At 71.2% G+C, this 22,494-nt stretch carries 18 protein-coding genes; 9 read left to right on the top strand and 9 right to left on the bottom strand.

Annotated elements, in window-relative coordinates:
* Nucleotides 1–34 precede the first annotated feature (34 nt).
* Entirely contained in the window at nucleotides 35–1,057 is a 1,023-nt protein-coding gene (locus BHS09_RS05475; RefSeq protein ID WP_140787888.1) for an ROK family protein, read from the bottom strand.
* 194 nt (nucleotides 1,058–1,251) lie between these two features.
* On the opposite strand from BHS09_RS05475, the gene BHS09_RS05470 reads away from it, so the two are divergent.
* Nucleotides 1,252–1,797 carry a DUF2780 domain-containing protein gene (locus tag BHS09_RS05470; RefSeq protein WP_140797375.1) on the top strand — a complete coding sequence of 182 codons (546 nt, stop codon included), beginning with the start codon at nucleotides 1,252–1,254 and terminating at the stop codon, nucleotides 1,795–1,797.
* 11 nt (nucleotides 1,798–1,808) lie between these two features.
* Here BHS09_RS05470 and BHS09_RS05465 read toward each other — a convergent pair whose 3' ends face one another.
* From BHS09_RS05465 to BHS09_RS05455, 3 genes are read right to left on the bottom strand one after another with little or no spacing between them, the layout of a single operon-like run.
* Nucleotides 1,809–2,723, bottom strand: a complete 915-nt coding sequence (locus tag BHS09_RS05465; RefSeq protein WP_140797374.1) for a glycosyltransferase family 2 protein — start codon at nucleotides 2,721–2,723, stop codon at nucleotides 1,809–1,811.
* 1 nt (nucleotide 2,724) lies between these two features.
* Nucleotides 2,725–3,675, bottom strand: a complete 951-nt coding sequence (locus BHS09_RS05460; protein WP_140787882.1) for a glycosyltransferase family 2 protein — start codon at nucleotides 3,673–3,675, stop codon at nucleotides 2,725–2,727.
* Between the two features lie 20 nt (nucleotides 3,676–3,695).
* Nucleotides 3,696–5,216: an oligosaccharide flippase family protein gene (locus BHS09_RS05455; RefSeq protein WP_140787880.1), complete on the bottom strand. Its 1,521-nt coding sequence runs from the start codon at nucleotides 5,214–5,216 to the stop codon at nucleotides 3,696–3,698.
* A 194-nt stretch (nucleotides 5,217–5,410) separates the two neighbouring features.
* Between BHS09_RS05455 and BHS09_RS05450 the strand changes: the two genes are divergently transcribed.
* The 5 genes from BHS09_RS05450 (at nucleotide 5,411) to BHS09_RS05430 (ending at nucleotide 10,983) form a co-directional block, all read left to right on the top strand.
* A complete protein-coding gene (locus BHS09_RS05450) occupies nucleotides 5,411–6,079 on the top strand; it encodes a class I SAM-dependent methyltransferase (RefSeq protein ID WP_140787878.1) in 669 nt (222 codons plus the stop codon).
* Nucleotides 6,080–6,088: 9 nt separating this feature from the next.
* Complete coding sequence (locus BHS09_RS05445; protein ID WP_140787876.1) at nucleotides 6,089–7,237, top strand: glycosyltransferase family 4 protein; 1,149 nt, start codon at nucleotides 6,089–6,091, stop codon at nucleotides 7,235–7,237.
* A complete protein-coding gene (locus BHS09_RS05440) occupies nucleotides 7,234–8,412 on the top strand; it encodes a glycosyltransferase (protein WP_140787874.1) in 1,179 nt (392 codons plus the stop codon). The genes BHS09_RS05445 and BHS09_RS05440 overlap by 4 nt, the downstream gene beginning before the upstream one ends.
* A 163-nt stretch (nucleotides 8,413–8,575) precedes the next feature.
* Nucleotides 8,576–9,835, top strand: coding sequence for a glycosyltransferase family 4 protein (locus BHS09_RS05435; protein WP_140797373.1), 1,260 nt, complete (start codon nucleotides 8,576–8,578; stop codon nucleotides 9,833–9,835).
* Nucleotides 9,832–10,983: a glycosyltransferase family 4 protein gene (locus BHS09_RS05430; protein ID WP_140797372.1), complete on the top strand. Its 1,152-nt coding sequence runs from the start codon at nucleotides 9,832–9,834 to the stop codon at nucleotides 10,981–10,983. The genes BHS09_RS05435 and BHS09_RS05430 overlap by 4 nt, the downstream gene beginning before the upstream one ends.
* A gap of 13 nt (nucleotides 10,984–10,996) precedes the next feature.
* On the opposite strand, the gene BHS09_RS05425 is transcribed toward BHS09_RS05430, so the two are convergent.
* Genes BHS09_RS05425 through BHS09_RS05405 form a run of 5 tightly spaced genes read right to left on the bottom strand, consistent with a single transcriptional unit; the run spans nucleotide 10,997 to nucleotide 18,137 of the window.
* Complete coding sequence (locus BHS09_RS05425; RefSeq protein WP_140787868.1) at nucleotides 10,997–12,139, bottom strand: glycosyltransferase family 4 protein; 1,143 nt, start codon at nucleotides 12,137–12,139, stop codon at nucleotides 10,997–10,999.
* Nucleotides 12,108–13,568, bottom strand: coding sequence for an O-antigen ligase family protein (locus BHS09_RS05420; protein WP_140787866.1), 1,461 nt, complete (start codon nucleotides 13,566–13,568; stop codon nucleotides 12,108–12,110). The genes BHS09_RS05425 and BHS09_RS05420 overlap by 32 nt, the downstream gene beginning before the upstream one ends.
* The gene (locus BHS09_RS05415) at nucleotides 13,565–14,701 is read right to left on the bottom strand and encodes a glycosyltransferase family 4 protein (protein ID WP_140797371.1); all 1,137 of its coding nucleotides are present in this window, start codon (nucleotides 14,699–14,701) and stop codon (nucleotides 13,565–13,567) included. Before BHS09_RS05415 ends, BHS09_RS05420 begins: the two co-directional genes overlap by 4 nt.
* On the bottom strand, nucleotides 14,698–15,948 hold the full coding sequence (locus BHS09_RS05410; RefSeq protein WP_140787863.1) for a glycosyltransferase: 1,251 nt from the start codon (nucleotides 15,946–15,948) through the stop codon (nucleotides 14,698–14,700). The genes BHS09_RS05415 and BHS09_RS05410 overlap by 4 nt, the downstream gene beginning before the upstream one ends.
* Nucleotides 15,945–18,137 carry a GumC family protein gene (locus tag BHS09_RS05405; protein WP_140797370.1) on the bottom strand — a complete coding sequence of 731 codons (2,193 nt, stop codon included), beginning with the start codon at nucleotides 18,135–18,137 and terminating at the stop codon, nucleotides 15,945–15,947. Before BHS09_RS05405 ends, BHS09_RS05410 begins: the two co-directional genes overlap by 4 nt.
* A gap of 205 nt (nucleotides 18,138–18,342) precedes the next feature.
* Between BHS09_RS05405 and BHS09_RS05400 the strand changes: the two genes are divergently transcribed.
* The 3 genes from BHS09_RS05400 (at nucleotide 18,343) to BHS09_RS05390 (ending at nucleotide 22,458) form a co-directional block, all read left to right on the top strand.
* Nucleotides 18,343–19,689, top strand: a complete 1,347-nt coding sequence (locus BHS09_RS05400) for a bifunctional glycosyltransferase/class I SAM-dependent methyltransferase (protein WP_140797369.1) — start codon at nucleotides 18,343–18,345, stop codon at nucleotides 19,687–19,689.
* A 90-nt stretch (nucleotides 19,690–19,779) separates the two neighbouring features.
* Entirely contained in the window at nucleotides 19,780–21,474 is a 1,695-nt protein-coding gene (locus BHS09_RS05395) for a hypothetical protein (protein ID WP_140797368.1), read from the top strand.
* 264 nt (nucleotides 21,475–21,738) lie between these two features.
* A complete protein-coding gene (locus BHS09_RS05390) occupies nucleotides 21,739–22,458 on the top strand; it encodes a hypothetical protein (protein ID WP_140787858.1) in 720 nt (239 codons plus the stop codon).
* Nucleotides 22,459–22,494: the final 36 nt, after the last annotated feature.

The raw sequence follows: 22,494 nt of genomic DNA, 5'->3' as shown, positions 1-22,494 counted from the left end.
CCAGCGGAGCGCCCCATGCCCCGTGTACCCAGGCTCACTTCATGGGGGGCTGGGCCAGCAGCGCGGCGCCAATGGCACCGGAAAGTTCTCCCAGTTCCGCGACGCGCACGGGCGGCTGGCGCTCGGGGACGAAGATGTGCGGGCGCATGGCCTCGTGGATGCGGCCAGCGAACTCGGGCCCCAGCCGCGTGCCCAGGCCTCCACCCAGGACGACTGCCTCCACGTCCAGCAGGTTGATGGCGGAGGCGAGCCCCGCGCCCAGCATCCGCACCGCGCGGCCGATGAGCCACGTGGCCAGCGCGTCCTCCTGCGCCAGCGCCCGAGCCCAGATGCTGCTGGTCAACCGGGGGCGGCCCTTCTTCCGCATCAAGTCGAAGAGAATCGTCGTCTCGCCCTGGCGCACGGCCTTGTGCGCACGGCGCTCCATGGACGCGCGGCCCGCGTAGGCCTCCAGGCAGCCGCGTCGGCCACAACCACAACGGGCCCCGCCCGGCTTCACCACCATGTGGCCCACCTCGCCCGCCGAGCCCCGGCCTCGCCAGGGAACTCCGTCCAGGACCAGCCCACCGCCCACGCCCGTTCCCCACCAGACGCCCAGCAAGGAGCGATATGCGCGGCCCGCGCCCAGCCGGTACTCCGCCGCCACCGCCACCTGGACGTCGTTGCCCAGCACCACGGGCCGGCCCACCCGCGCGCCCAGGTCCCCCGCCACCGGGTAGGGCGTGCTCCAGCCCCGGCCCACGTTGCTGACGTGTCCCAGCGTGCCCTCGTTGGCGTTCACCGCGCCGGGCGCGCCCACGCCCACCCCCAGGAGCTGACGGGACGTCAGGCCCGCCGCGTGCGCCGCGCCCTCCAAGGTGTCGTGGATGGCGCGCACCACGTCGCCGGGCTCGCCGTCGGCGGGCGTGGGCTGGCGCATCTTCCCCAGGACGGTGCCGGCGCGGTCCACCACCACGGCCTCGATTTTCGTCCCGCCCAGGTCGACGCCGCCCCAGCACTCCAGGGTGTCGCGCTCCGCCGCCTTCCCTCGCGAGCCCACCGCGTTCGCCTCCCGCATGACACGCCTCCCCAGCGAAGATGCGCAGTCCGCCGCGGACCGGATGAAGGCGGCGAGAAGGCAAGGGAGCGACCGGCCCGCGTGCCGCCCGGCCTGTCCGTGAGCAACGATTCCCCACCAACGCTTCCACGGCGCCTCGCGGGGCCCGCTAGAAAGGCGCTCCACACGGACGCGTGACAGGAAAGGAGCAAGGGATGGACCTCATCGGACAGCTCTCTCAGCAGCTTGGAGTGAATGGAACGCAGGCCCAGGGGCTGGCGGGCTCGCTGCTGAAGCTGGTGCAGGGCACGGTGCAGGAGAAGCTGGGCCCCGACGCCGCGAACCAGATGGGCCAGGCGATTCCGGAGATGCAGAGCTGGCAGCAGGCCCCCAGCACCACGTCCTCGCCCCAGACGGCGCCGGACGCGGGGGGCGGGCTGCTGGGCGCGCTGGGCGGCCTCATGTCCGGCCAGGAGGGCGGCGCGGGCGGCATGCTGAGCGCGCTGGGTGGCGCAGCGGGGCAGGCCGGTGACGTGGCCGCAGTGGTGTCCCTGCTGGGCCGCTTCAACATCGACGCGAGCAAGGCGTCCCTCGTGGCGCCCCTGCTGCTGAACTTCCTCAAGTCGCGCCTGGACCCCGCGCTCGTGGGCCGCATCCTCTCCGTGGTGCCGCTGCTGGCCGGCGCGGGCGGTGGTGGCAACACGCCCGGCGGTGGCGGCCTTGGGCGGATGCTGGGCGGGTTGATGGGCGGCGGACACTAAAGCCCGCGCCGTCAGCGGCCCGACACGCGCTGGCGCACGGTGGTGGCCAGCGCCCACGGCGGGAAGCCCAGCATGTAGCGCCAGCGCGGCACCGCCAGGTGGAGCGGCAGGCCGCGCCGGTACAAGTCCAGCGCCAGGTCCACGCGGCGCTGGGACAACAACCAGTGCGTCACGTGGCGCAGGCTGTAGAGCAGCATCTCCAGCCGCTCACGCCTGCGGGCCGTGCCTCCCGGGTAGTGCCCCAGGCGCTCCTGCTCCAGGAGATACAGCGTGCCCCGGTAGCCGGACTCCAGTGACGTGGACGTGGAGCCCACGTGCTGCCGGTAGCCCACCACCACGGGCGCGCGCACCCAGGCGAAGCCCGGCTCCATGCCCAACCGGTACAGCAAGTCGTAGTCCTCGCCGCTGATGCGCAGCGGGGTGAAGCCCCCCACGCGCCGCAGCGCCTCCGTGCGCACCGCCAGCACACACGCGGTGCGCGGCGTCCGGTCCTCCGCGCTGGCCAGATAGTCCGCGAAGCGCAGCACCTGGAGCGGCTCGCGGCTCACGGTCGCCAGGGTTTCGGCCCGGGAGAACAGCGCCGCCGTGCCCAGCACCAGCGACGTCCCTTCCGCTTCGAGCACCCGCCGGTACGTGGCCAGCGTCCAGGGGAACCACACGTCGTCACTGTCCAGGAAGGCCACGTAGGCGCCCCGGGCCTCCTGGATGCCCAGGTTGCGCGCGGCGCCCGGGCCCGCGTTGCACTGGCTGAGCACGCGCACCTGTTCGCCGTAGCGGGCCAGCGTCTCCAGCGTGTCGTCGGTGGAGCCGTCATCCACGACGAGCACCTCGAAGTCACGCTCCTCCTGCGCGAACACGGACGCGAGCGCCGCCTCCAGCAGCCGCGCCCGGTTGTACGTGGGGATGATGACGGAGAAGAACGGCATGTCACACGCGGGCGCGCAGGCCCATCTGGGAGATGCCCAGGAAGGTGGCCAGTTGCTTGCGGTACTCCGGCAGGCTCATGCGCCCGCGCAGCAGCGTCTGCGTCAACACCGCCGAGTTGTACGGCAACGTCCCCACCAGGATGGCCCGCATGGCCGTCTCGTGCAGCCGGCCGTGGTGCTTGCGGAAGTACGCCAGTCGCGTGCGCCACAGCTCGATGCGCACCTTGTCCGCCCCCGTATCGGACGGACGGAACGAGCGGCTGGTCAGGTGCGTAATCACCGCCTCCGGGCAGAAGGCCACCTCCCAGCCCGCCTTCCAGGCCCGCACGCACCAGTCGGTGTCCTCGGTGTTGCCCAGCGGGGACATCTGCTCGTCGAGCAGGCCCACCTCCGCGAGCGCCTCCTCGCGCGCCACGATGCAGGCCCCCAGCACCCAGCTCACGCGGGCCTCGTCGTGGCCGTACTGCGCCGGGTCGATGGCCATCGCCTTGAGGAAGTGGAGGGGACGCGGCAGGAAGACGATGTCGAAGAGCTGCCCGGCCAGCGACATGGGCCGGAAGGTGCAGTTCTGGATGGTGCCGTCCGCGTTCAACAGCCGCGCGCCCGCCATGCCCACATGCGGGTTGTCATCCATGAAGCGCACCAGCGCGTCGAAGGCGCCCTCGTGGACGATGGTGTCGTCATTGAAGATACAGAAGTGACGGCCCCGGGCCTGGCGCAGCACCTGGTTGTGGTTGGCGGAGAAGCCCTTGCGCTCCGTGTTGAAGAGCCAGCGCACCTGGGGAAAGTCGCGCCGCATGGCGTCCACGCCGCGCCCGCCCGTGGCGTTGTCGACAATCCAGACCTCGAAGGAGATGTCGCGCGTCGTCGCGTACAGCGTGCGCAGACAGTCGTGCAGCAACTCCGGATTGCTGTGATTGACGATGGAGATGACCAGGTCGGGCTTCTTCATCGGGACCTCCGCGTGTCTGCTCACGTCGACGCCGGGCTCACCGGAGCCGGCCTCGCGGCCCTCCGTGCCCGGACGAATTCGAGAATCTGCCTCAGCTCGCCCAGGAGTGGCAGTGTTCCCGGCAGCCGTTCACGGGCCCACACCAGGAGGGCGAACAGCACTGCGCCCACCAGCGCCTGCGCTACCACACCCTCCTCCACCAGCCGCAGCGCCGCCAGACACGCGCCCAGCAGCACCAGCCCCAGGGTGACGAAGGGCTCCACCACCTGCCGCGTCAGCCCTCGCATCGACGGGTTGAGCCGCTCCACCAGCCACGCCGTCACCCACACCTCGGCCAGTCCCACCACCACGCCCGCGGGGCCCATGCCCTCCAGGCCGAAGCGTTGGATGGCCCACGTCCCCAGCCCCCACTTCGCCGCACCCACGCCCACGACGACGGCCAACCGCTCCCAGGGCCTGCCGCCCGCGTTCTGCGCCGTGGCCAGCAGCCCCACCAGGGTGGTGAGGATGCACTCCATGCTGAACCACTGCACCAGCACCACCGCGGGCAGCCACCGCGTGCCGAAGAAGAGGGGCACCGCCACGGGGACGGCCAGCACCGCCAGGGGGATGGCGAGCAGCAGCACCGCGGACAGCCGGCGCAGCGACGTGCGCAGGTACTCGGCGAAGCCCTCCGGGTCATCCTGCAACCGGCAGTAGGCGGGGAAGGCCACGCGGTTGAGCACCACGCTCAGCATCATTGGCGTGGAGGCCAGCGCCCAGGCCCAGTTGACCAGCCCCACCGACTCCTTGCCCAACACGTGCCCCACCACCAGCGGCACCCAGCCCGCCACCATCGCCGCCACCAGGGGCGGAAGCTGGAACGCCAGCCCGAAGCCCAGGAGCCGCCGCAACACGTCCACGCGGAAGCGCCCCTGGGGACGCCAGGGGGACGCCCACCAGATACACACCAGCCCCACCCCGCCGCGCACCAGGCCGCCCAGCGCCAGCGCCCAGGCCCCGAAGCCCAGCGCCGCCAGGGAGATGGTGGTGATGACCTGCACCACGTTTTCAATCAACTCGGCGCGGGCGATGACGGGGAAGGCCAGTTGGCGCTCCAGCGCCATCAACGGAATCACGCGCAGCGAGGACAGGAACAGGCCCAGCGCCAGCGCCCACACCATGGGCACCGCGCCGTCGCCCAGCGCATAGCCGCGCGTCAACTGGGGGGCCAGCAGACAGACGGAGGCCACCACGACGGCGGTGAGCGCCTGGTGGCACCAGAAGATGGTGAACGTCTCATCCCGCGTGGGCTCGTGCGACTGGCGGACCAGCGCCGCGCTCAGGCCCAGGTCGCCCAGGAACACGCCCAGGGAGGCCGCGTAGGACACGATTCCGAACAGACCGTAGTCCGACGGGAAGAGCAGCCGGGACAGGAACAGCGCGCTCACCACGCGCAGCCCCTGGGACGCCACGGTCCGCGCCGCCAGGACGAACATGCCCTTCAGGGCACGCGCCTTGACTTCGACGGCGGTGGCTTCGGGCGCTGTGGTCGCGTTCATGGTGCGGAGCGGCCCGCTCCGGGTGTCCTGGGGAGGGCCAGCGCGCGGGAACGCGCGGGAACGGAAATGCTAGCGACAGCGCGCAGGGCCTACAAGCAACGCGCGTTCCCCGCACGGCGGGATGTCCCGCTCGCCTGCCTGGGCACCGCGCCAGGGTTGCCCTTCCCGAAGCGCCGGGGCTACGGTCCGCCCACATGCGTCCCGGCGGCAACATCCTCCAGTTCCTGAAGCGCGAAGTCCTCGTGGGCGAGCACCAGGTGCTCCACCGCACGCTGAAGGAGGCGCTGGTCGGCACTTGTGACAGCGTGCTGGACATCGGCTGTGGCTCGCGCTCGCCGCTCCACAGCTTCTCGCACCTGCTCCCGCACACGGTGGGCGTGGATGGCCACCCCACCAGCATCGAGCGCAGCCGGGCCGCGGGTATCCACCGCGAGTACCACTGCATGAACCTGCTGGAAGCGGGCCAGCGCTTCGGTCCGAAGAGCTTCGACGCCGTCGTCGCGCTGGACGTCATCGAGCACTTCGACAAGCCAGACGGATTCCGGCTGCTGGAGATGATGGAGTCGCTGGCGCGCAAGCGCGTCATCATCTTCACGCCCAATGGCTTCCTCCCCCAGGACGAGTGGGACAACAACGTCCACCAGGTGCACCGCTCCGGCTGGGAGGTCTACGACTTCGAGCTGCGTGGCTACCACGTCACCGGCATGAGCGGCTGGAAGCCCCTGCGCGGTGACTACGCCCTGCCGCGCATCCGGCCCTTCCGGCTGGGCAGCCGCCTGTCCATCCTCACCGAGCCCTTCGCCACGCGCTGGCCCCGTCACGCCTTCCAGCTCCTCGCCATCCGCGACATGGAAGTGTCCTGACGCCGCGCCATGCCTCCTTCGCGCACCGCTCCCGCCTGGCATGTCCTCACCGGCGAATACCCGCCGCGGCCCGGCGGCGTCGGTGACTACACCCGGCAACTGAGCCGCGCGCTCGCCAGTGCCGGGCAGGAGGTCCACGTCTGGGCCCCCGGTGAAGGCGGTGTACGCGACGAGGACGGCGTCACCGTGCACCGTGCCCCCGACCTCCTGACGCCCAGGGGACTGTCCGGTCTGTCACGCGGGCTGGATGCGTGCCCGGGGCCCCGGCGCCTGCTGCTCCAGTACGTCCCCCATGCCCTGGGGCTGAGGGCGATGAACGTCCCCTTCTGCGCGTGGTTCGCCGCGCGATGGCACGACGCGCGCTGGGTCTACATCCACGAGGCGGTGCATCCGTGGAGCCCGCGCGGCCCCTGGCGCCACCACATCCTGGCGGGCACCACGCGGATGATGGTGCGCCTGGTGGCGAGCGCCGCCAACCGCGTGTTCGTCTCCATTCCCCAGTGGGCGGAGCACCTGCCCGCTCGCGTCCGGCCCCATGCGGCCTGGCTGCCGGTTCCCAGCAATCTGCCCGTCAATGTCTCCAGTGACGCCGTGGACGCGCTCCGCGCGGAGTTGGGTGAGGGGACCTGGCTGGGACACTTCGGCACCTTCGGACGTCTCACCGCTGAGCCCCTGGAGGCCGCGCTGGTGCCATTGCTGCGCGGTGAGAGCGCGCGCCGGGCGTTGATGCTGGGCAGAGGCAGCCGCGCCTTCGTCGAAGGCGTGGAGACGCGCCACCCCGAGCTGCGAGGCCGGCTCGTGGTCAGGGACTCGCTCGCGCTGGACGACATCGCGGTGCATCTGGCGACGTGTGACGTGCTCCTGCAGCCCTATCCGGACGGCGTGAGCACAAGACGCACCACGGTCATGGCGGGCCTGGCCCTGGGGCTTCCTGTCGTCACGAACACCGGGCACCTCACGGAACCGCTGTGGCGCGAACACGGCGCCGTCGCATTGGCCGAAGGCACGGCGCCCGCTGCGTTGGTGGAGCGCGCCGAGGCCTTGCTGTCGCGAGCGGACACGCGTCGGGAGCTGGGCCAGCACGCGGCCCGAATCTACCGCGAGCACTTCGCGCTGGAGCGCACGGTGGAAGCGCTGCTGCGCGCCGGCCCGAGATGACGCCCCACCACGCGACAGCCCAAACCGCGGCCCGGCTCGCGCTGCTGATGGACCCGCGCGAAGAGGGCTGGCCCAGCATGGACCTGGTGGGCGAGGCCCTTCTGGAGGGACTTGCCGCGCACTCCTCCGAGGTCCACGTGACGGCAGTGCGGCCAGACATGCCCGCGGTGCTGCGGCGGCTTCCCCGAGCAGGCGCGCGCAACGCGGCGTTCAACGCGGACCGGCTCCTCACCCGCTTCGGCCTCTACCCGGGCCGTGCGCTGCTCGCCCGGAGTCAGTACGACGCCTTCCACGTGGTGGACCACACCTACGCGCAGCTCGTTCACGCGTTGCCCGCGTCGCGTACCGGTGTCTATTGCCATGACCTGGATGCGTTCCGCTCCGTGCTGGAGCCTCAGCGCGAGCCGCGTCCAGCGTGGTTCCGCGCCATGGCCCGTGCCCAGCTCGCGGGACTGGAGCGCGCGGCCATCGTGTTCCACAGCACCCAGGCGGTGCGCATGGAGTTGCTCGCGCATGGCGTGGTGCCGGAGTCGCGGCTCGTCTGGGCGCCGTATGGCGTGTCCCCCGAATACCGCCCGGCCCCCCCGCTTGGAACGCCCGATGCCAGCGAAGCCGTGCTCGCACCGCTGGGGGGCAGGCCCTACCTGCTCCACGTTGGCAGCGCGATTCCTCGCAAACGCCTGGACGTGCTCTTCGCCGTGTTCGCCGCGCTTCGCGCGCGCTACCCGGAGCTTCGGTTGGTGCAGCAGGGCGGCGCACTGAACGACACACAGCGCGCGCAGATGGACGCGTTGGGTATTGGCGATGCGTTGCTTCAGCCGCCCCGGCAGGAACGGGCCACGCTGGCGGGCCTCTACCGGCGCGCGACGGCCGTGCTGGTGACGAGCGAGGCGGAGGGCTTTGGACTCCCCGTCATCGAGGCGCTGGCCTGTGGTGCTCCCGTGGTGGCCAGCGACCTGCCCGTGCTCCGGGAGGTCGGAGCAGAAGCCTGCACTTACTGCCCCGTGGGGGACGTGCCCGCGTGGGTGGAGTCCGTGGCCGCGCTGCTCGCCGGCCATGACGCACAGCCCTCGCGCGAGGCACGGCTGACCCGCGCCTCGCGCTTCACCTGGGCCGCGCATGCGCGTACGGTGCTGGACGCCTACCTGCGGCTGCTGGGGGCCTCCACGCTGTGAGGTCGGCGGGCTCCACCCAACCAGGAGCGTTCCGCTCGCCCGTGGCGATACGGACACGCCCATGGTCATCGCGCGAACACAGTGCGCAGCGGCGTTGCTTGTGCCTCAAGCCCCAGCAACGTGCCTTGACCCGAGGAGAGGTGTTTGCTTCGGTCCATCCGCCGTGCGCATCCTCTTCCTCAATCCCGTGGGCATCCTTGGTGGAGCCGAGCGCGCGCTCCTGGACCTGATGGCGTGCCTGAAGCAGCAGGACTCAACGCTGTCGCTCCACCTGCTGGCCGGAACCGCGGGGCCGCTGCTCGACGAAGCGCGCGCGCTGGGCGTGGATGCGCGGTTGCTGCCATTGCCAGAGCACCTGTCCACGCTGGGCGACACCGCATTGCGAGGCCACGGTCCGCTGGAAGCGCTGCGCTTCGCCCGTCGGCTGGCGCCCACATCCGGACTGCTCGTGGACCATGGTCGCGCGCTCCGCCGGGACGTAGCCGACATCAGCCCCGACCTGGTGCACTCCAACGGCATCAAGACGCACCTGCTCAGCGCCGCCACCGCGGGCCTGCCCTTGAAGCGGGTGTGGCACATCCACGACTTCCTGGGCGAACGGCCCCTGGTCCGCCGCGCGCTGAGGCTGCTGTCGCCCCTCGCATCGGCGGCCATCGCCAACTCGCGAGCGGTGGGCGACGACGCGCGCGAGGTGCTGTTCCGAGTGCCCGTGCACGTCGTCTACAACGGCGTGGACACCACGCACTTCTCCCCCGGCCCCGCGGACGGCGCGCAACTGGACCGGCTGGCCGGTCTACCCGAAGCCCCCGAGGGCACGCTCCGCGTGGGACTGGTGGCCACCTATGCCCGATGGAAAGGCCAGGACGTCTTCCTCGAAGCCGCGGCGACGCTGACGCGCCTGTACCCCACACCGCCCGTGCGTTTCTACCTGGTGGGCGCGCCGCTGTATCAGACGCCCGGCTCGCAGTTCTCCGAGGACGAACTGCGCAGGCTCATCGCCTCGCGAGGTCTGGCACAGCGCGTGGGCCTGGTGCCCTTCCAACCCCATCCGGCCTCCGTGTACCGGGCCCTGGACGTCTTCGTTCACGCCAGCACCCGCCGGGAGCCCTTTGGCCTCACCATCGCGGAGGCGCTCGCCTGCGGGCGGCCCGCCATCGTCTCCAGCGCGAGCGGCGCGGCGGAGGCACTCACGAATGGCACGGACGCGCTGCTGATACCTCCGGGCAACGTGCACGCGTTGGTCCAGGCGATGCGAACGCTGTTGGAGGACGCAGCCCTGCGAGCCCGACTGGGCACGGCCGCGCGACTCACCGCGGCGGCGAGCTTCTCGCGCGAACGCTACGCGAGCGAGGTGCTCGCCCTGTACCGCACGCTCGTGCGGAGCAGTCCCCCATTTGAAAGCCGTGGAGTCCCCATCCCTTGAAGCAGTCACGCCGGCTCATCACCCTCTCCCACTCCTATGTCGTCGGCCTCAACCGGCGCCTCGCCAACGAGATGGTTCGCGTGGGCGCGGGTGAATGGGATGTCACCGCGGTGGCGCCACGCTTCTTCCATGGCGACCTGAGCCCGCTCGCCCTGCAACTCGAAGCGGACGAGCCCGCCAGGACGGAAGGCGTGCGCGCCTACTTCAGTCGCTCGCTCCACACCTTCCTCTACGGTCCGGAGGCGCGTGCTCACCTCGCGCGCGGCGCGGACCTGGTGCACGTGTGGGAAGAGCCCTATGTGCTGGCCGGCCTGGAGCTGGCATTGCTCACACCGCGTCGCGTCCCGCTCGTCTTCAGCACCGCGCAGAACCTGTCCAAGCGTTACCCGCCGCCCTTTGCCCAGGCGGAGCGCTTCGTCGTCCAGCGCGCTTCCGGCTGGGTGGCCTGGGGTGAAACCGTGAGGGACAACCTCCTCACCCGTCCCGGCTATGCGGAGCGGCCCGCGCGCGCCATTCCCATGGGCGTGGACGCGGACCTGTTCCAACCGGATAGCGCCGCGGGCGAGTCCTTGCGGCGCGAGCTCGGGTGGGAGACATCAGGCCCACCCGTGGTGGGGTTTCTCGGCCGCTTCGTCCCGGAGAAGGGCGTGTCCCTGCTGATGGATGCGCTCGACGCGCTCGACACCCCTTGGCGCGCGCTCTTCGTGGGCGGAGGCCCGATGGAAGGTGCGTTGCGTGACTGGGCGGCCCGGCACACCCACTCGGTGCGAGTCCTCACCGGCGTGCCCCACTCAGGCGTGCCACGCGCGCTCAACGCCATGGACATGCTGTGCGCCCCCAGTCAGACGACGCGCCAATGGCGGGAGCAGTTCGGCCGCATGTTGGCGGAGGGCTTCGCGTGTGGCGTGCCCGTGCTCGGCAGTGATTCGGGCGAAGTCCCGCGCACCATGGGCGACGCGGGCATCGTGCTGCCGGAGACGTCTGTGTCCGCCTGGACGCAGGCGATCGCCAACCTGTTGGAGAGTCCCCAGCGCAGAGAAGAACTGGCCACACGGGGACGAGAACGCGCCGTCACCCGCTTCTCGTGGCCGGTGGTGGCGAAGGCACACCTGGACTTCTTCACCGAGGTCCTGGAGCGGCGCGCCTGACGAAGCAGGCGCCTCAGCCCTCGCGCTCCACCGTGTCCACGATGGCCTCGGCCATGGTGTCCCACGTCTGCGCCCGGAGCGTCTCCGACAGCGCGGCCACGTGAGGCGCCCAGGCCGCCGCGTGCTCGCGCCAGTCCTCCAGGCGCCGCACCAACGCGTCCACGTCACCCGGCGCGTCCAGCAGCAGGCCCGACAGCGCCTCCGGGTAGCGCTCCGCCACGCCCGCCGAGCGGCTCACCAACGCAGGCAGCCCGGCACACAGCGCCTCATGGACGTTCAGCCCATATGCGTCATACCGCGTGGGCGACACCAGCACGTCCGCCGCCGACAGCAAGCGCGCCACGTCGTCACGGAAGCCGAGGAACTGGATGCGCTGCCCCAGTCCTCTGTCCGCGGCTTCGCGCTCCCACGCATCACGCTGCGCACCTGAGCCCACGACCTTGAGGTCCACGCCCCAATCCGCCCGTGCGCACAGCCGCGCCCACGCCTGGAAGAGGGTGTCGAAGCCCTTGCGGCGGTCGCCCAACGCGCCGACGAAGAGCGCCACGGGCCGGGACTCCGGCCACCCCAGGGACGCGCGGACTTCACGCCGCGCCTCGGCTGTTACCGGGCGAAAGCGCTCCGCATCACCACCGAGGTAGATGACGCGCACCCGGGACGCCGAAACGCCCGTGGCGGCCACCACATCATCCCGCGTGCGCTCCGAGTTGGCGATGATGACGCGCGCGCGCCGCAGGGCCTGCCGCTCCGAGCGCACGTAGTACCGGTGGCTCACGTGGCCCTTGAGCTGGCGCAGCACGCCGCCGGTGGGCTCGGAGGGATAGGCGCCGTGGACGTAGTGGACCCAGTTGGCGGACGCCACCGGGCAGTTGCCACCATTGGCCACCACGCGGCCTCCCTCGGCGCGGGTACGCAGTGCCCAGGCCCGGCCCACCGCGCTCAGCAGCGGTTCGCCGAGCAGATACGCATTGGCGGGCTTGGGCACTCGCACGAAGCGCACATTGGGATGGCGCAGGAGGACCTCCGCCACGCGGTGTGCCACCAACCGGACGGGGTGCCCCTGCTTCGCCAGCCAGAGCGCCAGCGCCAGGTTGGCCCGGTCCATGCCGCCGGTGTCCACGAAGTCACCGGCGATGAGCGTGTACGTTCTTCGCATGGGCCAGGGCGCCGAAGAGCGCCGCGTTGAGCAACCAGAACTCCATGCCCGTCTGGCTCATGAAGAACGGATAGCTGAAGGTGAGCGAGAAGGCGCCCAGGTTGTACGCGAAGAGGACGCTGCCCCACAGCCAGAACTCGTCCTGCGGACCGTCACGGCTGCGAGCAACCTGGAAGGCCCACAGCAACGACATCAGCACGCCCAGCGGGTAGAACAGCACGCCCAGGATGCCGCCGTCGTAGACCCAGGCGGTCCACTGGATTTCCGCCCACAACGGCGGGCGCTCGCGGTCGCTGTTGTCGCCGAAGTAGGCATTCGTCATGCCGTAGCGGCCCAGGCCCGCGCCCAGCGGATACTCAGGCAGCACGTCCGCGAAGGTCCCCGTCAGGAAATAGCCGCGGTTGCGGTGGTACACCTCGTCGGGGCTGGCCGCGAAGAGCGAGGACCAGCGACTCACCACCGCGTCGCCGCCCACCGCCACGGCCCAACCGAAGGTGGCAACGCCCGCGGTGCCCACCACCGCCAGCAGGGCCAGGAACCGTCCCACTCGGCCACTCACCAGGAGCACCGCCCCCAGGGCCACCAGGCACACCACCAGCATGACGGCGGTGGCGCGCACCTGCGACAGGTAGATGCCGAAGAGCCCCACCAGGATGCCGCCCACGCTCAACACGCGCGTCAGCCCGCGACGGGATGACAGCAGGAAGCCGCCGCCCAGCAGCACCGCGTAGAAGCCGCCAGTGGACGCGCCGCCCGGAATGTCCGTCAGGCCCATGGGACGGAACACGCGCACGCCGTCCGCGGTCTCGAACTTGAGGCTGCTCACATAACCTTCGCCCTGCCCTTGCACCGCGGCCGACAGCGCGGGCTGGAAGCGTCCGGGGAAGTAGACCTGCAGCACGCCCACGCCCGCGCTGGCCGCGTTGAAGAAGAAGAGCAGCGCGAGCGTGCGACGGAACGTCTTCGGGTCGATGGCCAGCCGGGTCACCCACAGCAGTGGCGCGGCGATGGCGAGCTGGATGCCCAACTGCGCCAGCGCCGCCAGCGGGGCACCGGTGCCAGGATTGAAGAGCTGGAGCGCGGTGACGCCCAGCGCGGCCAGGATGAAGGGAAGCGCCGGGTGCTTCAGACTCCGTCCCCGCACCAGCGCCAGCAGCACCAGACTGACGCCGAAGGCCAGCACGCGCACCGCCACGCGGAGCGGCGCGATGGCTTCCACCAGCAGCGCGAGCTGGCAGCAGATGAGCAGACCGACGAAGAGCGGTACCAACTGGCTCGACGCCAGCAGGCCGCCGCCCATGCGCGCACCTCGAGCGACGGGCGCGGTGGGCGCGGCCCCCTCCGGAACCGCCTCCAGCGCGGCCCCCGGTGCGCGGCGCACGTACCGGCGATTCAGCACGCCGGGGCCCTGAAGCTGGGGCGCCCTCACACCGGCACCTCCTGCTCGGACAGCGCGCGCAGCGCCTCCTCCATGCCGCGAAGGAAGCCTCCCGCATCGCTCAACTCCGCGGCACGCGCGGGCCCCGCCGCGCCCAGCCGGACACGCGTCTGCGGGTCCTCGATGAGCCGTCCCAGGGCCAGGGCCAGTGCCTCCGGCTCCGGGCGGACGAACACCCCGCAGGAGGCATCCACGATTTCCAGCGCGCCCCCCATCGGCGTGGTCACCACGGGCAGGCCCGCCTGGAGCGCCTCCACGAAGGCCAGACCGAACGCCTCTGGCCTCGAGTTGGGATGGCAGTGGATGTCCGCGGCGCGCAGCAGTCGCGACACATCCGAGCGTTGCCCCAGGAACCGCAGCCGCTCCTCGATACCCAGGTGCTTCGCCTGCGCCCGCAGCCCCTCCAGATAGGCTTCCTCGTCCGGACGCTGAGCGCCGCCAGCGAACCAGACGCGCCAGCCCGGCACCGCTCGCAGCCGGCCCAGCGCCTCCAGCAACAAGCGCTGGCCCTTCCCCTCCTGCATCCGGCTGGCGTGGACGATGACGGCGTCCCCTTCGGTGGCCCCCAGCTCCGTGCGCACGCGCGCGCGCTCGGACGCTCCCAGCGCCGGCGGTGGCATGGGCAGCGGACAGTGCGTCACATGCCAAGGCACCTGGGGATAGACGGACACCAGCGTGCCCGCGGCGAAGCGGCTGTTGGTCAGCACCAGGTCGGGCGGCGTGACACGGGCCCACCGCTCCAGCCAATGCTGGCCAGTCAGGGCGTCATGCTGGAAGAAGGCCAGGGGAACGCCAGCGGTGCGCACCACGGGCCCGAACAGGGCCTGAGGCCAGATGGCGTGGCAGATGACGACGTCGTAGCGCCCGCCGCGCAGCAGCTCGCGCAAGACTCTCCGCGCGCGCCACACGGACCAGGGCCGGCCTGTCTTCGCGGGCCCCAGCACACGCACCTCCACGCCCGCGTCGCGCAGCTCCCGCGCCAGCCGACCCTCGAAGCAGAGCGCGAAGGCATGTGACAGCGACGGGCGAAGGTTCCGCTCGCGCGCCATCGTGTGCAGCAACGTCTCGATGCCACCGTAGAGGTTGCCGCTGGAGATGTGCAGCACGCGCAGGGGATGGCTCATGCGTTCCCCGTCAAGCGCAGCGGCGCCACGTCAGGCGCCATCACCGGCGCGGGCCGGCCCAGCGCCTCCGAGTACAGGGACAGGCTGCGCCAGGCCATGACGTCATGCCGGAACTCCGCCACGGCCCGCTCCCGGGCCTCGCGCCCCAACCGCTGCGCCAACCCGGGCTCCTCCAGGAGTCGCCGCGCCGCCGCCGCCAGGGCCTCCGCGTCGCCGACCGGCACCGTCAGCCCCGTCTGCTCATGCAGGCTCACCCACGCGACGCCCGAGTGCGGAATCGCCGTGTTCAGCACGGGCAGACCGCTGGCCATGGCCTCCACCTGCGACAACCCATACGCCTCACTGCGAGCATTGCCACAGAACCAGAGCGCGGTGGCCGCGTGCAGCGCGCCGACCAGCGAGTCCGGAGGCAGATAGCCCGCCCACGTCACCCGGTCCGCGACGCCCAGCGCGCGCGCCCGGCGTCGAGCCTCCGCCTCCAGCGGCCCCTGCCCCACCACCACCAGCCGCCCCGGCACCCGGCGCAGGGCCTCCAGCGCGGTGAACAGGCCCTTGTAGTAGACGAGCCGCCCCACCATGAGCCAGAGCGGCGCGCCCGCGGCCTGTGCCCGCCAGTGGGCCTCCGCCTCCCGCGCGGCGGCGGAGGGCTGGAGGTACGGCGCCAGGTCGAGCCCCAGCGGCAGCGCCCGCACCTTGCCGCGAAAGGCGCGCAGCAGCGGCGAGCCCGGGACATAGGCCGCGCTGGTGGCCAGCACCCGCCGGGCCCGCGCGTAGAGCAGCGCCTCGAAGGGCTTGAAGAGCGCGCCCGCCACCCTCTGCCGGATGACGTCACTGTGGTGGGTGATGAAGACAGGAGGCAGCCGGCGCACCACGTCCAGGGCCAGCACCCAGGTCGGGTTGGGCGTGTGCAGGTGCACGATGTCCACGCCCCGCGACAACGCGCGTCCCAGCATGCGCGGCAGGTCCGGCATCGCGTCCATGCGCGCGACGGACGCCAGCCGGCCCAGGCGCGTCACTCGCACCGGTCCGTCCCACGTCTCACACGTGGGGCTGCGGCCCTGGAACTCGTGGCTGGTGCCCGCGCCGTCCGCGGCATGGTTGGCGCACAGCACCTCCACCTGCGCGCCGAGCGCCGCCTGGGCGCGCGCCAGCGTCTGCACGTGGGCCTCCATGCCGCCCGACGCGGGAGGATAGAACTTGCCCAGGTGCAGCACCCGCAGGCCCGCGCCCGCTGATGGCGCGTTCACGACTGCGCCACCCCATCCTTGGAGTCTTCCGCGTACTGCCCGTAGCCCTGGTAGCCCAGATACGAGTCACCGTAGCGCGGCGCCGACAGGTCCACGTCGTTGAGGATGGCGCCGTACATGCGCGCCTGCACGTCCGCCAGCGAGCGCAGCGCACGCCGCGCCGACTCGCGGTTCGTCTTGGCCGCCTTCAGCACCAGCACCACGCCGTCGCACTTCGTGGCCAGCACCGCCGCGTCCGCCACCGCGTTGATGGGCGGGCTGTCCAGGATGACGCGGTCGAAGCGCTCGGAGGCGGCCTTCAGCAGGTCCGTGAAGGTCTGGGTGTGCAGCAGCTCCGCCGGATTGGGCGGCAGCGGTCCGCACGGCAGCACGAAGAGGCCGGGCACCTCGGTGCTCTTCACCGCCGCGTCCAGCGTGCCCTCACCCACCACCAGCGAGGAGATGCCCAGCTCGTTGGGCACTCCGAAGGCGCGGTGCAGGCGCGGCCGGCGCATGTCCGTGTCCAGCAGCAGCACCCGGTTGCCGCTCTGGGCCATGGCCACGCCCAGGTTGATACAGGTGGTGGACTTGCCTTCCTGCGGCCCGCTGGACGTCACCACCAGCGTCTTGAACGGGTTGTCCGGCGACATGAACAGCAGGTTGGTGCGGATGGCGCGGCAGCACTCCGCCGCTGTCGACTTGGGTTCGCGGTGGACGTGCAGGTCCCGCTCGCGCGGCGGCTTGCTGCCGTCCAGCCGCGGCATCACGCCCAGGAAGGCCAGCCCCAACCGCTCCTCCACGTCCGCCTGCGTGGCCACGCTGTTCTCCAGGAGCTCCAGCAGCAACACCACGCCCAGGCCCGCCAGCAGTCCCATCACCAGCCCCACCGCCAGGTTGCGGCGCACGTGAGGCTTCACCGGCACCAGGATGGGCCGCGCCGGGTCCAGCACGCGCACGTTGCTGGTGCGCAGCATGCCTGACAGCTCGATGTCCTTCAGGCGCCTGGCCACCAGCTCGTAGAGGCGCTGGTTGTTGTCCGAGTCGCGCTTGAGCCGGTCGAACTCGATGGCCTTCTTGTTCACCAGGAAGGCCTCCGACTTCTCCGCGTCCAGCAGGCGCACCAGGTTCTTCTCCTGCGCCACCGACTCCGCCAGCGACGTCTCCGCGCCGCGCACCACGTTGCCCAGGCTCTTGAGGAAGTCCTCGCGCACCACCGACAGCTTGCGGTTGCACTCCAGGAGCTTCGGGTGCTCGGCCAGGTAGCGCTCGCCCAGCTCCGCGCACGTCATGCGCAGCTCGGTGTAGCTGCGCCGCAGGTCCTGGATGGGTCCATCCGTGGCGCCCGACAGCGCCTCCGCCCACGTCTCATCCTCCGGAGATGCCTTGCGCAGCCGGTGGATGGCCTCCACCCGCGCCTGCTGAGCGGCAATCTGGATGCGCACCTCGGTCAGCTTCAGGTTGAAGCTGTTGATGCGCTCACTGACGATGCTCATCCTCGACTCGAGCGACGTGGACAGCATGTCCGCGTCCTTCTTGAAGTCGTAGACGGCAAGCTCGCTCGTCTTGGACTGCGACTCCAGCTCGGCCAGACGAATCTCCAACCAGTCGCGCGCGTCCTCCGTCGTCCGGAGCTTGAGGGCCAGGTTCTCCGCCATGTACGCGGCGGCCACCTCGTTGGCTAGCAGCGCGGCGCGCCTGGCGTCGAAGTCATCCACCGCGATGTTGATCACCCGCGAGTCCCTCGCGGGAATCACCCGGATGCGCGACTGGACCAGCGCCACCGCGTCCGCGCCCTGCATCGCCTGCAGGCGCGTCTTCTCGTCGGTGACGTGCGCCATGCCCAGGAAGTCCGCGTCCGTGGACAGGCCCAGCTTGTCCACCACCCGGCCCGCCACCGCGCGCGAGGTGATGATTTGACTCTGGGTGGCGTAGTACTCCTTGTTGAACCAGTAGTTGCTGCGCTCCTCGCCCATCACCTCCTTCACCTCCCCATCCAGGAAGCGAGGCGCCATCACGTCGATGATGAGCGAGGCACTGGCCGAGTACACCTTGGGCTCGCGCAACGTGTGGGCGGCCGTGAGCGCCGCCACCACCACCGCCACGCCAAGGACGACCCACTTGCGGCGCCACACCGCGCGCACATGCTGCATGAGGCCCGCGGGCGTCAGGCCACCGGCGCCGCCGGCCGGGTCGAAACCGGTTCCATCCACGTCACGTCTCCCTGCTGTCTCCAGAGCGATTCCACGGCCTGGCGGCACTCCGCCGACCTTCACCCACACGCTTGGGGACCGCGACGAGCGTGCCGTGTCCCCGCGGGGTTGTCCATCGTTCCGCGGTCGCCTGGATGCCCTCCATCCACGCTTCTTCGCGGGCACTGACGCGCATGGCCGAGCCGCCTGTGCTAGTCAGCCCGGCGTGACGCCACCGCTTTCCTTCGTCCTCCCCTTCTCGCCCGACACCGCGGCGGCAGCTTCCCGCTTCGCCCACGCGTTGCCTCCTGGCGCGGAGGTCGTCCTCGCTGGAGAGGGCTCCGTCGACGCCGCCCCCTCGCCCAACGTGCACGTCCTCACGGTGCCGGGTGGCAAGGGCGCAGCCATCCGCGCCGCGCTGGAGAAGGTGTCGGGAGCGGTGACGGTGCTGCAGGATCCGGACACCTCGTATTCGCAGGACGTCTATGACGCGCTGGTGCGCCCCATCCAGGCGGACACCGCGGACGCCGTCTTCGGCCTGCGCACGGCGCAGGGGCTGGCGCCGGAGCTGCTGGCGGACCGGGCCCTGGGCCACGTCACCCGCTTCGTCACCGACGTGCCGCTGACGGACCCGCTCACCGGTCTGCGCGCCTTCCGCACCGAGGCGCTGCGCTCCGTCACGCTCACCAGCGACGACGACGCGGTGGACGCGGAGCTGGTGGTGAAGCTGGCCGCGCAGTTGTTCCGCCTCACCGAGGTGACGCTGCCGCCTGGCGCGGTGCCTCGCCGGACGCCCGCGGCGCACCTGTCCCGGCTCAAGACGCTGGTCCGCTACGCCACGGTGCGCGACGACGCGGACAACCAGCACGAGGGCTACACCACGCTGGAGCGCATGGACGGCGCCGTCCACTACAACCAGTGGCTGGGCCGCCGCTTCCGCGAGCACCTGGGCCGCCGGGTGCTGGAGATTGGCGCCGGCATCGGCACGATTACCCGCGAGCTGGAGTCGGGCCTGGAGCTGCTCATCGCGCTGGAGGTGGACCGCTTCTACGTGGACCGCCTGAAGAACCTCTTCCGCGGCAAGCCGCACATCCGGCCGTACCTGTCCGACGTGGCCCTGGCGGACTGGGAGTCGCTCAAGACGGAGCAGTTGGACACCATCGTCCTCTCCAACGTGCTGGAGCACATCCCGGATGACGCGTCCGCCGTCCGGCGCTTCAAGCAGATTCTGGCGCCCGGAGGCCGGGTGGTCATCCTGGTGCCCGCGCTCCAGCAGCTCTTCGGCGCCATCGACGAGGCCGTGGGCCACTACCGCCGCTACACGCCTTCCACGCTGCGCGCGGTGCTGGAGGAGAATGGCTTCCAGGTGGAGACCCTGGAGTGGATGAACCTGGCCGGCCTGCCGGGGTGGTTCGTCAACAGTCGCCTGCTGCGCCGCCGTTCGGTGCCCAAGCTCCAGCTCAAGCTCTACGACACGCTGGCGCCCCTGATTGCGCGGGCGGAGTCGCACGTGAAGCTGCCGGTGGGCATGAGCCTCTTCGCCGTGGCCCGCGCCACCGGGGGCGACGCGTGAGGCACCGCCGCCACGCGTGACACCCCGGTCGTCCATTGAATCGCAGCCGCCTTCCGAGGCGGCCTCGCCCGAGAGCAGGGCCCCGCCGCCATGAACTCCACGCCCTTGCCCGCCGACGCGCTCCCGGAGCCCACCACGGCCCCCACTCCCGAGCGCCAGGCCCTGCCATCCCGAGGCGCGCCGCGCGCCGTATGGGCCGCCCTGGCGGCGCTGTACGTGTTGCTGTTCCCGTACCACCCGGGCCTGCGCTCGCCCAACGAGCTGTGCCGGCTGTGGCAGACGCGCGCGCTGGTGGAGTACGGCACCCTGCACATCAACCAGGCGCTGCACGACTACGGCAAGGTCGGTGACCTGTCCGTGAAGGACGGGAAGTACTACCCCAGCAAGGCGCCGCTGCTGTCGTTCGCGGCCGTGCCCCTCTACGCCGTGCTGCGCGCGGTGGGCGGCGGCCACCGGCATGCCGTGCCCGAAGTGCCCCTGGTCTTCTTCTCGCGCCTGCTGCTCACCGTGCTGCCCACGCTGGGACTGCTGTGGCTCGTTCGCCGCTACCTGCGCGCGTCCCTGGAGCCGCTCGTCGCGGATGCGCTCACGGTGACGTATGGGCTGGGCTCGCTGGCCTTCAGCTACTCGCTGCTCTTCATGAGCCACCAGACGACGGCGGTGCTGCTCTTCGCCAGCTTCTACGCGCTGTGGCGCTGCGCGCGTGGCGAATGGCGCGAGCGGGGCTACGTCCTGGCGGGCGCCTTCGCGGGCGCCACCGTGGCCGCCGAGTACACCGGTGCGCTGGGCGTGCTCGGCCTGGTGCTGTACGCGGTGCTCACCTTCGCCTTCCAGGACGCGCCCGCGCGTGTTCGCTGGGCGCGCCTGGGCCGGGCCGCGGGGCTGGCCACGCTGGGCGCCCTGCCCTTCCTGGTGGCGCTGATGGCCTACCACCAGGTGACGTTCGGCCACCCGCTGACGAGCGGCTACAAGTACCTCAACGACGCGGGCTACCAGCCCTGGCACCTGGGCGGCTTCCTGGGCATCCGCACGCCGGACCCGCGCGCCTTCGCCCTGTCCTTCTTCTCCCCGCTGCGGGGCCTGTTCACCCTGGCGCCCTTCCTCCTGCTGGCGCTGCCGGGGCTGGTGCTCGTGTGGCGCCGCCGGAGCCAGTCGCCGGAAGCCCGTGCGCTGGCGTGGCTGAGCCTGGCCCTGCTCCTGGGCTACACGTACTTCACCTCGTCGTTCTCCTACGACTCGTGGGGCTGGACGACGGGGCCGCGTCACCTCACCGGCCTAGTGCCCTTCCTCCTGCTGCCCGCCGGCCTCTTCCTGGAGCGCCTGCGCGCCACCGGCCAGGGCGCGTGGGCCCTGGGTGTGGCCGCGCTCCTGTGCGCGGTGTCCATCGTCGCCACCGGCGTGGCCACCTTCATCAACTACATCCCCGATGATGTCTCCAACGCCGTGGGCGCCCTGGCGCTGCCGCTGCTGCGTGAGGGCTACTTCCCGCCCGGCGTGCTGACCTTCCTGGGGCTGCCGGCGGGACTGGCGGGTGGGGTGCTGGCGGGGCTGCTGCTGGGCACCGCCGCCTGGGTCTTCGTCAGCCTGGCGCGGAAGCCCGGCCAGACGTGGCCCGCGGCGCCCGCGCTGGGAGCGTCCCTGGCGGTGCTGCTGCTGCTGGGCACGGCGCATGTCTTCACCAGCCGGCATGACACCGCGGACCGCAACGCCGTGCGTTTCCTCAAGTCCGTCTGGTTGAACGCCCCGGAACGCGACGTGACGTTCTGGCCTCGCGGGCGCGGCTGAAACACGACGCTCCCTGTGACTGTCACAGGGCAACCACACGTCCCGCCCTCAGGGACGAGCCTCACGATGCGTCCCACTTTGTCGCTGACTCGCAAGTTTTGCGAGGTCCGCAATCCGTGTCGCATGAATCCGTGTCAGGCTTTACCCAGGCCCCTGGCCAAGCGGCTGGATGCATTGACATGGATGTACCGCGAGAGCGGGCCTGAGGATTGCTGAGACAGACACCTGCGCTTCCCTGCTGCCCTTCAGGGCAAGGAGTCCCCGGTGCGCTGTCATCCGACCCGCAAGCCCGCACACGCCTCTGGCGCGCGGAGAGGGTTCACCCTGCTGCTGGCGCTGGGCCTCATCGCGCTCGTCACCGCGGGCGTGCTCGTGACCCTCCGCGCGGTGACCACGGAGAGCACGCTCCAATCCCATGAGCGCCGCTCGCGTGAAGCCCTCTTCGCCGCCGAGGCGGGCATGGCCGAAGGGCGCGCCGTCGTCCTGGCGATGATGAACAACCCCGTCGCGGGAGGCATTGGCAGCTACAGCCAGGACGTCCTGCAGCGCCTGCAGGTCGTGGCCGAGCAGGGCCTGCCCGACGTCGCCGCGGGCGGCGTGCCCTGGCGAGAGCTCATTCCCCAGACGCCGTACACGCTGGCGCGTGGCACGGCCATCGACGACACCGTGACGGGCGCCTCCGTCGAAATCAACGACGTGGAGGGCGAGCCCATCCGCGCCTACCCGGAGGCTCGCAGCGTCTCCTTCCGCGTCTTCGTCGTGGAGGACGACGACGACGCCGACCGCAACGCCGACGCCAACGGCCGCATCTGGCTGGTGTCGGTGGGCGAGGTCCAACCCCCGGGCCCGGGCCTCCCCTACCGCACCATCGTCCGCTCACTCCTGGAGCACAGCAGCACCCAGGGAGGGCTCGCGTGCAGCTACGGCACGAAGATGGGCTGCCGGGGCACCGGCACCTCCAGCAGCGGCCTTCCCACATTCTGATTTCCAAGCCTTCAACCGCAATCCGTTGCACCTGAA

It is taken from the genome of Myxococcus xanthus (genome assembly GCF_006402735.1).
GTDB lineage: Bacteria > Myxococcota > Myxococcia > Myxococcales > Myxococcaceae > Myxococcus > Myxococcus xanthus_A.
This window is presented reverse-complemented; position numbering and strand designations above follow the sequence as displayed.

Excerpts from the sequence above, each read along its gene's own strand:
- BHS09_RS05475 (WP_140787888.1), bottom strand. The coding sequence starts at position 1,057 with ATGCGGGAGGCGAACGCGGTGGGCTCGCGAGGGAAGGCGGCGGAGCGC.
- BHS09_RS05470 (WP_140797375.1), top strand. The coding sequence starts at position 1,252 with ATGGACCTCATCGGACAGCTCTCTCAGCAGCTTGGAGTGAATGGAACG.
- BHS09_RS05465 (WP_140797374.1), bottom strand. The coding sequence starts at position 2,723 with ATGCCGTTCTTCTCCGTCATCATCCCCACGTACAACCGGGCGCGGCTG.
- BHS09_RS05460 (WP_140787882.1), bottom strand. The coding sequence starts at position 3,675 with ATGAAGAAGCCCGACCTGGTCATCTCCATCGTCAATCACAGCAATCCG.
- BHS09_RS05455 (WP_140787880.1), bottom strand. The coding sequence starts at position 5,216 with ATGAACGCGACCACAGCGCCCGAAGCCACCGCCGTCGAAGTCAAGGCG.
- BHS09_RS05450 (WP_140787878.1), top strand. The coding sequence starts at position 5,411 with ATGCGTCCCGGCGGCAACATCCTCCAGTTCCTGAAGCGCGAAGTCCTC.
- BHS09_RS05445 (WP_140787876.1), top strand. The coding sequence starts at position 6,089 with ATGCCTCCTTCGCGCACCGCTCCCGCCTGGCATGTCCTCACCGGCGAA.
- BHS09_RS05440 (WP_140787874.1), top strand. The coding sequence starts at position 7,234 with ATGACGCCCCACCACGCGACAGCCCAAACCGCGGCCCGGCTCGCGCTG.
- BHS09_RS05425 (WP_140787868.1), bottom strand. The coding sequence starts at position 12,139 with ATGCGAAGAACGTACACGCTCATCGCCGGTGACTTCGTGGACACCGGC.
- BHS09_RS05415 (WP_140797371.1), bottom strand. The coding sequence starts at position 14,701 with ATGAGCCATCCCCTGCGCGTGCTGCACATCTCCAGCGGCAACCTCTAC.
- BHS09_RS05395 (WP_140797368.1), top strand. The coding sequence starts at position 19,780 with ATGAACTCCACGCCCTTGCCCGCCGACGCGCTCCCGGAGCCCACCACG.